Annotated in this window: 13 protein-coding genes; 2 read left to right on the forward strand and 11 right to left on the reverse strand. The window is 72.8% G+C overall.

The annotated features are described in order from the left end of the window. The 4 genes from AC6EXY_RS23780 to rimP all read right to left on the reverse strand — a co-directional run. Window positions 1-330: translation initiation factor IF-2 N-terminal domain-containing protein (locus AC6EXY_RS23780; RefSeq protein ID WP_499842411.1), on the reverse strand; the 330-nt coding region annotated here is incomplete at its 3' end. A gap of 217 nt (window positions 331-547) precedes the next feature. Further along, window positions 548-883 carry a YlxR family protein gene (locus AC6EXY_RS23785; RefSeq protein WP_499818170.1) on the reverse strand — a complete coding sequence of 112 codons (336 nt, stop codon included), beginning with the start codon at window positions 881-883 and terminating at the stop codon, window positions 548-550. 5 nt (window positions 884-888) lie between these two features. Continuing rightward, a complete protein-coding gene (nusA, locus tag AC6EXY_RS23790) occupies window positions 889-1,989 on the reverse strand; it encodes a transcription termination factor NusA (RefSeq protein ID WP_101836272.1) in 1,101 nt (366 codons plus the stop codon). After that, the gene (rimP, locus tag AC6EXY_RS23795) at window positions 1,986-2,882 is read right to left on the reverse strand and encodes a ribosome maturation factor RimP (protein WP_279354740.1); all 897 of its coding nucleotides are present in this window, start codon (window positions 2,880-2,882) and stop codon (window positions 1,986-1,988) included. The genes nusA and rimP overlap by 4 nt, the downstream gene beginning before the upstream one ends. Before the next feature lie 582 nt (window positions 2,883-3,464). Here rimP and AC6EXY_RS23800 point away from each other — a divergent pair. Continuing rightward, a complete protein-coding gene (locus AC6EXY_RS23800; RefSeq protein ID WP_499818171.1) occupies window positions 3,465-4,112 on the forward strand; it encodes a hypothetical protein in 648 nt (215 codons plus the stop codon). Further along, window positions 4,109-4,639 (forward strand): DUF4439 domain-containing protein, encoded by a 531-nt coding sequence (locus AC6EXY_RS23805; protein ID WP_101836269.1) that lies wholly within the window; start codon window positions 4,109-4,111, stop codon window positions 4,637-4,639. The genes AC6EXY_RS23800 and AC6EXY_RS23805 overlap by 4 nt, the downstream gene beginning before the upstream one ends. An 84-nt stretch (window positions 4,640-4,723) precedes the next feature. Here the strand turns inward: AC6EXY_RS23805 and AC6EXY_RS23810 are convergent, their stop codons facing one another. The 7 genes from AC6EXY_RS23810 to AC6EXY_RS23840 form a co-directional block, all read right to left on the reverse strand. After that, the gene (locus AC6EXY_RS23810; protein WP_101836268.1) at window positions 4,724-5,179 is read right to left on the reverse strand and encodes an RrF2 family transcriptional regulator; all 456 of its coding nucleotides are present in this window, start codon (window positions 5,177-5,179) and stop codon (window positions 4,724-4,726) included. Between the two features lie 119 nt (window positions 5,180-5,298). Then, window positions 5,299-6,366: an ABC transporter permease gene (locus tag AC6EXY_RS23815; protein ID WP_101836267.1), complete on the reverse strand. Its 1,068-nt coding sequence runs from the start codon at window positions 6,364-6,366 to the stop codon at window positions 5,299-5,301. Continuing rightward, entirely contained in the window at window positions 6,356-7,153 is a 798-nt protein-coding gene (locus AC6EXY_RS23820) for an ABC transporter ATP-binding protein (RefSeq protein WP_243408148.1), read from the reverse strand. Before AC6EXY_RS23820 ends, AC6EXY_RS23815 begins: the two co-directional genes overlap by 11 nt. Window positions 7,154-7,216: 63 nt before the next feature. Further along, the gene (locus AC6EXY_RS23825) at window positions 7,217-8,296 is read right to left on the reverse strand and encodes an ABC transporter substrate-binding protein (protein ID WP_101836277.1); all 1,080 of its coding nucleotides are present in this window, start codon (window positions 8,294-8,296) and stop codon (window positions 7,217-7,219) included. Between the two features lie 594 nt (window positions 8,297-8,890). Further along, window positions 8,891-9,742 carry a GNAT family N-acetyltransferase gene (locus AC6EXY_RS23830; RefSeq protein ID WP_101836266.1) on the reverse strand — a complete coding sequence of 284 codons (852 nt, stop codon included), beginning with the start codon at window positions 9,740-9,742 and terminating at the stop codon, window positions 8,891-8,893. A gap of 13 nt (window positions 9,743-9,755) precedes the next feature. After that, complete coding sequence (gene ispG, locus AC6EXY_RS23835) at window positions 9,756-10,910, reverse strand: flavodoxin-dependent (E)-4-hydroxy-3-methylbut-2-enyl-diphosphate synthase (protein WP_101836265.1); 1,155 nt, start codon at window positions 10,908-10,910, stop codon at window positions 9,756-9,758. Window positions 10,911-11,019: 109 nt separating this feature from the next. Further along, window positions 11,020-12,204: a M50 family metallopeptidase gene (locus AC6EXY_RS23840; protein WP_101836276.1), complete on the reverse strand. Its 1,185-nt coding sequence runs from the start codon at window positions 12,202-12,204 to the stop codon at window positions 11,020-11,022. Window positions 12,205-12,254: the final 50 nt, after the last annotated feature.

Genomic DNA, 12,254 nt, shown 5'->3' on the forward strand with positions numbered 1-12,254 from the left:
GGCCGCAGCGGGAGGCGAGGCCGGGGCGGGCCGGCCGGCCGGACCCGGACGACCGGGAACGGGCCGTGGGCCCGGCCGGGGGGCGGGGCCGGGACGCGGCGGCGGCATCGGGCGCGCACCGTTCCCGGCGGGACGACCGCCCGGACGACCGCCGGTGGCCGGGCCACCCTCGCCGGGGAACGCTTCCTTCAGCTTGCGGACGACGGGGGCCTCGACGGTGGACGAAGCGGACTTCACGAACTCGCCGAGGTCCTTCAGCTTGGCGAGCACGGTCTTGCTGTCGACACCAAGCTCCTTGGCGAGCTCGTGTACGCGGGCCTTTCCTGCCACGGTGCTCCTTCGTTCGGCCCGCGGTCCGTGCCCGCGTGACCTCGTTACCTGCCGGTCGTGATCATGGCTGGGTGCTCATTGAGCGATCATCGCTGTCTCGACCCGCTTCCCTGTCGACGTCATCTGGCGCCGCCTGCCGGTCCGTCCACCGGCGATGGCCGGCATCCGTCCCGTCTGTCCGGGCGCTCCGCTGCCGCGGACCTGACCCACTACCTCTTTACCTGATTTCTCTTCCGCCTGGAGCCGCTCCGCCGACCAGATCCCGCGACGGGGACCCGGTCGGCTCGGCACAGGACCGCTCCAGGTACTGCCTGACCTGCCTCGAACCAAGCGGACCCGGCACTCGCAGTGCCCGGGGAAACGCCTTGCGGCGCTCCGCGAGATCGAGACAGGCAAGATCAGGATGCACATGCGCACCCCGACCACGCATACGACGACGAGCGTCCGGCAGGAGCTCACCGCCGTCCACGACGATACGCAGAAGGTCGGAACTCGGCGCACGGCTTCGACATCCGATACAGGTACGGATGGGCTCCGCACGACACGCCATCATAAAGTCTATCCCGCCCGCCCCCGAGAGGGACCACCGGCAGCGGAAGATCGACGCGGCACCGCCGGCGGACCGGAGCGGCGCGGGGCACCGCCCGGCGCGGGCTCGGCCTGCCCACCGCCCGCCGCGCCGTCCCGGTCCTCCGCGTCGGAGTGGATGTCGATGCGCCAGCCGGTCAACCGGGCGGCCAGCCGGGCGTTCTGCCCCTCCCGACCGATGGCGAGCGAGAGCTGGTAGTCGGGCACCACAACGCGCGCGGAACGGCTCGCGAGGTCGGTGACCTCGACCCGGGCCACCCGGGCGGGCGACAGTGCGCTGCCGACGAAGGTCGCCGGGTCGGCGGACCAGTCCACGATATCGATCTTCTCACCCCGCAGCTCGGCCATGACGGCCCGCACCCGGCTGCCCATCGGGCCGATGCAGGCGCCCTTGGGATTGACGCCCGCCACCTTCGACCGCACAGCGATCTTGCTGCGATGACCCGCCTCCCGCGCGATCGCCGCGAGCTCGACGGTGCCGTCGGCGACCTCGGGCACCTCCAGCCGGAACAGGCCCTTGACCAGCTCCGGATGGGTCCGCGACAGCGTCACGGTGGGGCCGTGCGGGCCCCGGGCGACATGCACCACATAGCACTTGATCCGATCGCCGTGCTCGAGCCGCTCACCCGGCACCTGCTCGGCCAGCGGCAGGACGCCCTCGACGGTGCCCAGGTCGACCAGCACGACCCGGGATCCCGCCCGCTGCTCGTGGTGCTGCACCACGCCCGAGACGACCTCGTGCTCGCGGTCCGCGTACTGCCCGTAAGTGACCTCCTGCGCGGCCTCCCGCAGCCGCTGCATGATGACCTGCTTGGCGGTCATCGTCGCGATCCGGCCGAAGTCCGCCGGTGTGTCGTCGTACTCCCGACTGGTCCCGTCGGGACCTTCCTCACGGGCGAGGACGGACACCTCCCCCGTGGTGCGGTCGATGACCACCCGGGCGTCGGGCGCCGACCCGGCGGTGTGGTGATAGGCCGTGAGCAGGGCCGTCTCCATCGCCTGTACGAGGGTGTCGAAGGCGATGTCCTTCTCCCGCTCGATCCCGCGCAGCGCGGCCACGTCGAGCTTCACCGGGTCATCTCCTCACCGGCCGCGCCCTGGGCGTCGACCTGACGGCCCTCGTTGTCACCTTCCGGCCCCGACTGCGCCGGGGAGTCGTCGGACGCCGGGGCACCCGGCAGCCGCGGCGAGTCCGGAATGCCCGGGGTATCCGGGACGTCCGGCGAGCCCGCCGCGTCGCCCACGGGGCGGGTCGACAGGTCGCCAGAAAGATCATCATACTCCGAGGCCGAGAACTCGACCTCGACCGTCGCTCGTGCGACCCTCTCGAAGTGCACGCGCGTCACCTTGCGCCGCGGCGGACGGCCACGCTGGACCGGCCCGGTGGGCACGGCGAGGTCGGCGCCCGACTCGTCGGCGGAGAGCACGCGGCCGGACAGTTCGGCGCCGTCGGCACCCCGCACGGTCACCAGCCGGCCGACGGCACGCTGCCAGTGCCGGGGAGCCGTCAGGGGTCGGTCGACTCCCGGGGAGGTGACCTCCAGCACGTACGGGCCCGCGGTGAACGCCTCCCCCGCGGCCTCCGCCGCGTCGAGGGCCTCCGACACGAGCCGGCTGGCCTCCGCCACCGCGTCCAGGTCGATGCCGCCGTCGCGGTCCACGGCCACCCGGACCAGGCTGCGCGAGCCCGCCCGGGTCACGGCGACATCCTCGAGATCGAAGCCGGCGGGCTCGAGAACGGACGACAGCCGCTCCCGCAACCGAGGTGCGACCGGCTCCGCCCGCCGACCGGCCGCCGCCCGGCCGCCCTCGTCGCCGCGACCTCCGTCGGCCCGACCGACATCGGCCCGACCGACATCCGCGCGACCGCGGCCGCCACCGGCGTCCCCGCGCCCGCGATCACGCCCACGACCGCGGGCGTCGCCGCCGTCGCGACCCCGGCCGGACTCCCCCGCCCCTGCCACTGCTGTGTCCTCTCCCGCGTGCATGCTGTTCCGATCAATCCCGCCGGCCCGCCCGACCGACCACCCAACGCTCCGCCCGCGCTCCCGGTCCACCGACCTTCGGCGTCCCGCCGGCGCGCGGGCGCCCCCGCCGACGGACCTACTACACCGCCGCGCGGGGACAGACGCGCACCGACCGCCCGCCGTGGGGCGAGTCCGGCGGCGACCGCCCGCGCCGCCGCGCGGGGATGATGACGACCGGGGCGACCGGAGCGCACCACCCCGGCCATCAGGGCGATACCCCGACCAGGACCAAAGTCCACCCGGATCCGGCACCCTCGGACGACGACGACCCACGGCATGCTCTCGCACACCGCGGCGACCACCACGCCAACCAACGCATACCCCCGCCGGGCCGTGGGATGGCAGCCGGCCGGCGGGTGAGATCCATAGCCTACGTGCACCGCCGATCCCACCCGACGTCGCCCGCCCCCGCGCGCGACGCCCGATCCTTCCGTTCCCTCCCGGTGCGCGGGCGGGATCACCCGGGCGGGGGCGGACGGCGGTCGGGCCACCCGGGCCCGGTGTGCGAAGCTCGGGACCGTGGACCCGGCACCGCACGCACCCGCCACTCGGCGGCAGATCCTGACCGGGCTTGGCGGCCTGGCCCTCGCCGGCCTCGCCGGGGCCCTCGTCGCCGGCTGCTCCACGACGGAGTCCACCGCCACCGGCCCCGACGGCGGCCTGCCCCCCGGGGACGTCGCCGCCGCGCGCACCGCCGCCGCCCGCTCGGGCGCGCTGGCCGCCGCCTACCGTGCCGCCGCAGCCCAGCATCCCTCGCTGCGCACGCTGCTGGACTCCCTGCGGGCCCATCACGAGGTCGCCGTGTCGACGATCGTCGCCCAGGTTCCGGTCGCGGCGCCGGCCCCGGCCGGCACCGCCTCGAGCACCCCGAGCGGGTCCGGCACCACGCAGGGCACAGGCGTCACCCCAGGTGTCACAGCCGTCACCCCTAGTATCGGTATGACCTCAACCGACGTCGACGACGCGCCGGCGGCACAGCGGGCGACCCTCACCGACCTGCACGGCGCGGAACGCGGCGCGGCGGCCGCCGCGCACGCCGACAGCCTGCGGGTCACCGGCGCGCTCGCCCCGCTGCTCGCCAGCCTGTACGCCGCCAGTGACGCCCGGGTGGAGCTGCTCGGCGCCTACCTCGCCCAGGCCGGCGACCCCGCCGGGGCGGCCCGATGAGCGGGGACGCGTCCCGGACGGCCCGGGTGCTCGCCGCGGCCGAGGCCGACGGGCAGCCCGCCCCGCGACTGGACCAGGAGGCCGCCGTCGGGGCGCTCGGCGCGATGCTCGAGGCGTGCCACGCCGCGATCTACGCCACCGCCACCGCTGGCGGCGCCCTCGCACCGCTGGGGCCGCCGGCCGCGGCGGCCCGGGAACTCGCCCGCTCCGCCTGGCTCGCCCACCGCGAGCTGCGCGACGCGCTCGTCTCCGCCCTGCAGGCCGAGGGGGCGCGGCCGCCGGCCGCGCTGCCGGCCTACCGGCTGCCCGCGGCGCCGGTGAGCGTCGCGGCGGCGCTGCGGGTGCTCGCTCAGGTCGAGGACGCCTGCGCGGCCGCGGCGCACGACGCGACCGCCGTCCTGTCGGCCAGATCCCGCCGGCTGGCCGTCGACGCGCTGGGCGGCGCGGCGATCCGCGCCCAGCGGGCCCGACTGTCTGCCGGCCTCCCGCCGGCCACGGCGACCCGGGCCCTTCCCGGCGCGGTCTGACCACCGCGACCGCCAACCTCGATCCGGGACGGTACGGCCCGGGCAGGTCCGGCTCGGACGGGTACGGCGCGCCGCGGGATCAGATCACCGGGTGGTCCAGGCGTCCGGGTCGTTGCTCAGCGTCGTGACGACGTCCGGGAGCCGGCCACCGGCGACGTCGGCCAAGGTCACGTTCTCGAGCACGCGGCGCAGGTTGACCCGCACGGCGATCCAGACGTCCTGCAGGTTCTTGGCCGCCCCCTCGTAGTTGGCCTCCTCCGGCCGGCGCCCGCGCACGCTGGCGAGCGGACCGTCGGTCACCCTGATCACGGTGGCCACGGTGATCTGATCGGCGGGACGGCCCAACTGGTAGCCACCGTCGGCACCGCGGCGGCTCTGGACGAGTCCCGCCCGGCGCAGGTCGGTGAGGATGTTCTCGAGGAAACGCAACGGCAGATCCTGCGCCAGGGCGAGCGACTCGCCCTTGACGAGCTGGCCGTCGCTCGCCGCCAACGTGAGGAGTGCGCGCAGCGCGTAGTCGGCGCGAGCGGAGATCTGCATGCGCCCATTGTGCCGCCCCACCCCGGGCAACGCCCCGGACAGGTTGTCAGGCCGCCCGCCGGGTCGGGCGCCGCCGCGCCCGGCGGCCTGCCGGGTGTGCCAGGCCTCGGAGTTCGCCCCTAGCCCGCGTGGCCGCCGGAGGACGCGTCGGGCGCTGTTCCGATCACAGCGGCGTCGATCGCGGTGATCGCGTTCGCCCGCTCGTTGGCCCCCGCCCCGTCGTTCGGTGGCTTTCGCCGACCGCGGGCCGCCCGGACCGCGGAGTTGCCCTCGGCGACGAGGCCGCGACGCTGGCGCATCCGGGCGTCGGCGGCATTGAAGGCCGCGTCGACGATCACCCCGACCACGAAGATCGTGATCATCGATGCCATCACGCCGACCGTGTCGATCAGCTCGCGGGAGTTCTGCAGGTCCGCGCCGATCGACGGGTGGCCGGGCACGATCACCAGCAGCTCACCGGCCATCAGGCTGCGCCAGGCGAACGCCCAGCCCTGTTTGAGCCCAGCGAGCACCGAGGGCAGCGCGGCCGGCGCCACCACGTGGCGGTACAGGGAGAACCCGCGGGCCCCCATGCTGCGCCCGACCCGCACCAGCAGCGGCGGCACGTAGTCGACGCCGTAGATCACCCCGTTGGCGACCGAGGGCGCCGCACCGAGGATCACCACGAACATGATCGCCGACTCGCTCAGCTTGAACAGCAGGATCGCGAGCGGGAACCAGACGATCGAGGGCATTGTCTGCAGGGCGGTGATGAACGAGCCCACGGCCGTGCGCAGCAGGGTGAAGCGGGCGACCGCGACACCGACCACTCCGCCGATCAGGACGGCGAGGGCGTACCCCTCGACCGCGCGGACCAGGGTCCTGGCGAGCGCCTCCCAGAAGTGACCGGTACCGAGCCGGCTGCCGAACTCCCGCAACGCGGTAACGGGACCGGGCAGCACGTAGGTCGGCTTCCAACCCGTCCAGACGACCACCTGCCACAGCAGCAGGAACAGCACCAGCGCGCCCAGCTTGGGCCACGTCGCCGCCCAGGACCTCGCGAGCAGCGGCGCCCGCCGCGCGGTGGGGATGTCGAGCGCGTCGAGGCCGGCGAGGGTCGCGTCGACCTCGGGCGCGTCACCCGGCCGGGCCTTGGCGAGGTCCGGCCGCTCGTGCGCCCGGGTGGGCACATCGATCTCAGTGGCCATGGCGGCCCACCTCCTCGCGCAGCCGGGCCGTCACCGTCGTGGCGAGCTCGGCGACATGGGCGGAGTCGATCCGCCGTGGCCGGTCGATGTCGACGTCGAAGATCTCCGCGACCCGGCCGGGCCGGGAGGACAGCAGGACGATCCGGTCCCCGAGGCGGACCGCCTCGCGCACGTCGTGGGTGACGAACAGGACCGTGACACCGGTCTCCCGCCAGATCCGCTCGAGCTCGTCGTGCAGCAGGTCGCGGGTCATCGCGTCGAGCGCGCCGAACGGCTCGTCCATGCACAGGATGTCCGCCTCCTGGGCGAACGCCCGGGCGAGGCTGACCCGCTGGCGCATGCCGCCGGAGAGCTCGTGCGGGCGCCGGTCGGCCATCCCGGCGAGGCGGACCATGGAGAGCAGCCGCTCGGTCCGCTCCCGGCGCTCCGCCTTGCGGATCCCGCGCAGCTTCAGCGGCACCTCGACGTTGCCGCCCGCGGTCAGCCACGGCAGCAGCGCCGAGTCCTGGAACATCATCCCCACCCGGCGACCGGTGGTGTCGACCGTCCCGGCGCTGGGGGCGTCGAGCCCCGCGACGAGCCCGAGCAGAGTGGACTTGCCGCAGCCGGACGCCCCGAGCAGACAGACGAACTCACCGGCGCGAACCTCGAGGGACACGTCGTCGAGCGCCTGGACGCGCGCGGGACCGGCACCGAAGACGCGGCTGACGCCGTCGATGCGCAGCGCCGTGTCGGCCTGGGCGGCCGCGCCGGTATCGACAGCTGAGCCGGTCAGGGCAGTGGTCACGGAATCATCCCCCCCGTCGTGCGGGTGGCGTCCCGGGCAGGTGGGCCCGGGACGCCGGTCGGATCAGGAGTCGGAGACGGTCGGCTTGCCCTGCTTGGACAGGATGTCGTTGAGGATCGTCAGGTCGAAGATCCCGTCCAGCTTCGGGTCCTTGATCAGGCCGAGCTCCTGCTGGTGCTTCGCGGACAGCAGCAGCGAGGCGGCGATCGGGTCCGGGGTGAACGTCAGCGACTTCCAGGCCGAGGTCAGCACCGCGTCGGACAGCGGCTTGCCGGCGAGCTTGCCGAGCGCGGTGTTCGTGACCTTCGCCGACGCGTCGCGGTCGGCGTTGAGGCCGTTGATCGACTCGACGTTCGCCGCGACGAGCCGCCGGACGATCTCGGGGTTCTTCTTGAGATAGTCGGTCCGCACGAGCAGCACCGTCGTGACGAACTGGCCCTTGGTCTCGGGCCACTGGTCGGCCTCGTTGACCAGCACCTTGCCGCCCGCGGCGACCAGGCGGGACGCGGTCGGCTCGGGCACCCAGGCGCCGTCGATGGCCTTGTTCGTGAACGCGTCGACTGTCAGGGAGTTGTCCTGCGGCTTGATCGAGACGTCGCCGCCGCCCTGGGTGTCGGTGCTCAGGTCGTTCTTCTTCAGGAAGTAGCGCAGCGCCACGTCCTGGGTGTTCGCGAGGCCGGGCGTGGCGAGGGTCTTGCCCTTGAGCTGCGCCACCGAGGTGATGTCCGGGCGCACGACCAGCGACGCGCCGCCGGAGGTGGCGCCGGAGACGATCCGGATCGCCTCACCGTGCGACTTGATGAAGCTGTTCGCCGCCGGGTTCGGGCCGATGTAGGCGGCGTCGAGGGCCCCGGACAGGATGGCCTCGGCCTCCTGAGTGCCAGAGTTGAACGTCGAGGTCTTCAGCGTGACGCCGGAGCCGAGGTTCTTGGCGAAGATGCCCTTCTCCACGCCGTAGAGCGCCGGGGCGTGGGTCAGGTTCGGGAAGTAGCCGAGCCGCAGCGTGCCACTGGCCTGGCCGGGCGTCGCGGACGCCGAGGAGGTCTCGTCACTGCCCGAGCTCGAGCAGCCCACCACCGCCAGCGCAAGCGCCCCCGCGGTGATCAGTGGCGTCAGCGCGCGCCACAGCCTGCTCGGTTTCATGAAGAACCCCCAGTTCACGCGGGCTGTCCGGCCCACGCCACGCAAGTCGATCGAAGCCATCGGGATGGTAAGCATGCCAGATGGCCCTGATCCTGGCCATGTGACGACATCGTTGTGACATAGATCAGCAACAATTGACCAGGGCAAATCACCCACAGCAGATAAACAGGACATCAGCGGCGGAGCGGGGCACCACCCGCGGACCAGAAGAAGACCGGGACAGGCCATCCCGGGCGGCGGGCCCGGCCCGGCGACCAGCCGGCCGAGGCCCAACGGCGAGCGCCGTTCTCCCCCGCCCTGGGCCGTCAACGACCCGCGTCCCGCGGAGCACAGCCTCGGCGCCCCGGCGGCCGCACCGGCCGGCTCTGGCAGCGTTGTGACCACTTGGCGGCGGTCCGTGTCACGACACTATGGACAAACCGGACACGACACGCCGTGTTCGCGACACGGTGCCGCTGTTCCCTGCACTCCCCTTCCCACCCACGGGAAGTCCGCCCCGGACTCCGCTCTCTGGTCGAAGCCGACGCGAGAGAGGATCGGCGAGACCGTCAGCGTCAGTGGGTCAGCGTGGGTGGGCCGGCGGAGCGCGGGATCCTAGAAGAGGATCGAGGCGAAGGTGCCGACGCGGCGGAAGCCGACCCGCTCGTAGACCCGGCGGGCGGCGTGGTTGAAGTCGTTGACGTACAGGCTCACCTGGGGCGCGAGCGACGCCCGGGCGAGTGCGACGACGCTGGCCGTGCCGGCCGCGCCAAGGCCGCGCCCGCGCAGGGCGGGGTCGACCCACACGCCCTGGATCTGGCAGACGTCGCCGGCGACGGCCCCGATCTCCGCCTTGAACAGCACTCGGCCGTCGGCGATGTGGGCGAACGAACGCCGCTGGCCGATGAACTCGGCGACGCGGGCCCGGTAGAGCGTGCCACCGTCGGCCAGCACCGGCGAGACGCCGATCTCCTCGGTGAACATCGCGATACAGGCCGGGAGCAGGATGTCCAGCTCGTCGGGGCGGACCGGCCGGACCTGCGGATCGGGGGCGACCAGCGGCGGACCGTCGATCACGAGCAGCGGCTGGTCGGCGCGGACCTCACGGGCCCGACCCCAGGTGGGCTCCAGCTGCCGCCACATCGCCATGACCGACGAGGAGACACCGACGATGGAGGAACAGCGCCGCCCCTGCCGGCGGGCCCGCTCGGCAAACAGCCGTGCCGAGGCGGGTCCCGCCGCCACGGGCCAGAGATTGGCACCGGAGTAGCACAGCGCGGCCAGCCGGCCGTCGACCAGGTGGCCCCACATCTCCGCGCCGAGCCGCCACGGGTCGAGGCCGGCGGCCTCGACCCGCGAGGCGACGAAGACGTCGGCGACCGGATTGCGGGCCAGCAGCTCGCGCACCGCGGGAAGGTCCCGATCGTCGAGCAGTCTCGTCGGCGCGGAGCGCAGCGGCAGGCCCATCCGGTCGAACCGACTAGCTGACGCTGACGGTGGGCTCGCCGGAGGCGGCGCCCTCCGCCGTCATCTGCTCGGCCAGCCGCATGGCCTCCTCGATGAGGGTCTCCACGATCTGCGCCTCCGGCACGGTCTTGATCACTTCGCCGCGGACGAAGATCTGCCCCTTGCCGTTACCGGACGCGACACCGAGGTCGGCCTCCCGAGCCTCGCCCGGCCCGTTGACGACGCATCCCATCACGGCGACCCGCAACGGGACCTCCATGCCTTCGAGACCGGCGCTGACCTGGTTGGCGAGGGTGTAGACATCGACCTGCGCCCGCCCGCAGGACGGGCAGGACACGATTTCGAGCTTACGCTCCCGCAGTCCCAGGGACTCCAGGATGGCGGCGCCGACCTTGACCTCCTCGACCGGCGGCGCGGACAGCGAGACCCGGATGGTGTCGCCGATGCCCTCGGCGAGCAGCGCGCCGAATGCCACCGAGGACTTCACCGTGCCCTGGAACGCCGGGCCCGCCTCGGTCACCCCGAGGTGCAGCGGATAGTCGCACGACTGGGCGAGCAGGCGGTAGGCCTGGATCATGACGACCGGGTCGTGGTGCTTCACCGAGATCTTGATGTCGCGGAAGTCGTGCTCCTCGAACAGCGAGCACTCCCACAGCGCCGACTCGGTGAGCGCCTCGGGGGTGGCCTTGCCGTACTTGGCGAGCAGGCGCTTGTCGAGCGAACCGGCGTTGACGCCGATCCGGATCGGGATGCCGGCGCCCTTCGCGGCGCGGGCGATCTCGCCGACCTTGTCATCGAACGCCTTGATGTTGCCGGGGTTGACGCGGACCGCGGCGCAGCCGGCGTCGATCGCGGCGAAGACGTACTTCGGCTGGAAGTGGATGTCCGCGATCACGGGAATGGGGGACTTGCGGGCGATCGCCGCGAGCGCGTCGGCGTCGTCCTGGCTCGGCACGGCGACCCGGACGATCTGGCATCCCGACGCGGTCAGCTGGGCGATCTGCTGCAGCGTCGCGTTGACGTCCGAGGTCAACGTCGTGCACATCGACTGAACGGAGACCGGAGCGTCGCCCCCGACCGGGACGTTGCCCACGTGGATCTGCCGGCTCTTGCGCCGCGTTCCGAGCGGTCGGGCCGGAGCGGTTGGCATGCCCAGAGTAACGGTCACGTTGTCCTCACTGGCGAATCGGAAAAGATGATCGACGTGCGACTGATTCGGCCTGTCGGCTGCGGGACGCAGGGCAGTGGGGCGCACGGACGCGGGTGCCCGTGCGGGGTCACTGGTTCAGGCGGATCGGGTTGACGATGTCGGCGGACAGGAGGAGCAGGCTGAATCCGAGCAGTACGACAACCGTGGCGTACGTGGCTGGTAATAGTTTGGCGAAGTCAACCTTTTTGACCGGTCCACGGTAACCGCGCAGCCTGCGCAGACCGTGCCGGGCCTGCTCGAAGCCCAGCACCGCGATGTGGCCACCGTCGAGCGGTAGCAGCGGCAGCAGGTTGAAGATGCCGACCGCGAGGTTGATCGCCGCGACCAGGATGAGGAACTGGCGGACGCGGTCGGTCCCGGAGGTGTCCGGCGCCGAGACGACGTCCCCGCCGATCCGGGCGGCTCCCACGACGCTGATGAAGCCCTCGGGATCACGGTCTTTGCTGAAGATCTTGCCGAGGTCGTCGATTCGGTGGGTCAGTGTGTCGTACATCCCGGTGAAACCGGAACCGATGACGTCGAACGTGCGTGGCACCGCCTCGAGCGGGCCGTACCGCTCGGTGTCGAGGCCCGGCTTGACACCGAGCGCGCCGACCCGGTCGTTGCCCGCCTGGCCGGTCTCGCGGTCGCGGAGGACCTCGACGAGATCGGGCCTCAGGGTGAGATCGCGGCCATCCCGCTCGACCACGAGCGTGGCCGGCCCGGCGCCGTGGCCACGCACCCGGCGGGTGAAGTCCTGCCAGGTCGACACCGCGACGCCGTCGAAGCTCACGATCCGGTCGCCGGGACGCAGGCCCGCCGCGGCGGCGGGACCGGGCCCGGAACAGGACGCCGTCGTCGCCACGCAGCTCGTCGCACCGATCTTCGTCTCGCTGACCCTGGTGGTGCCCAGGGTGACGAGCACCCCGTAGATCAGCACGATCGCGATGATGAAGTGCACGACGGAGCCGGCGGACATGACCACCAGCCGGGCGCGGGCGCGGGCGTTGTGGAACGCGCGCGGCTCGTCCGCGGGATCGATCTCCTCCAGCGGCGTCATTCCCTCGATCTTGACGAAGCCGCCGGCGGGGATGAGCTTGACGCCGTACTCGGTCTCGCCCCGCTGACGCGACCAGATCGTCGGGCCGAATCCGACGAAGAACTTCGAGGCCTTCATGCCGTAGTGCCGGGCGGTGACGAAGTGCCCGCCCTCGTGCGCCACCACGGACACGAGCAGCGCCGCGGCGAACGCCACGATGCCGAGAATCTCCATCAGACCGGCCTCCACCCCGCACCGCGACGCCGGGGGCCCACCGGGAGGGG

The organism is Frankia sp. RB5 (assembly GCF_059816245.1).

Bases quoted from the DNA above. Each gene is read 5' to 3' on its own strand.
- AC6EXY_RS23785 (WP_499818170.1), bottom strand. From the start codon at position 883: ATGATGGCGTGTCGTGCGGAGCCCATCCGTACCTGTATCGGATGTCGA.
- AC6EXY_RS23805 (WP_101836269.1), top strand. From the start codon at position 4,109: ATGAGCGGGGACGCGTCCCGGACGGCCCGGGTGCTCGCCGCGGCCGAG.
- AC6EXY_RS23810 (WP_101836268.1), bottom strand. From the start codon at position 5,179: ATGCAGATCTCCGCTCGCGCCGACTACGCGCTGCGCGCACTCCTCACG.
- AC6EXY_RS23815 (WP_101836267.1), bottom strand. From the start codon at position 6,366: ATGGCCACTGAGATCGATGTGCCCACCCGGGCGCACGAGCGGCCGGAC.
- AC6EXY_RS23825 (WP_101836277.1), bottom strand. From the start codon at position 8,296: ATGAAACCGAGCAGGCTGTGGCGCGCGCTGACGCCACTGATCACCGCG.
- AC6EXY_RS23830 (WP_101836266.1), bottom strand. From the start codon at position 9,742: ATGGGCCTGCCGCTGCGCTCCGCGCCGACGAGACTGCTCGACGATCGG.
- AC6EXY_RS23840 (WP_101836276.1), bottom strand. From the start codon at position 12,204: ATGGAGATTCTCGGCATCGTGGCGTTCGCCGCGGCGCTGCTCGTGTCC.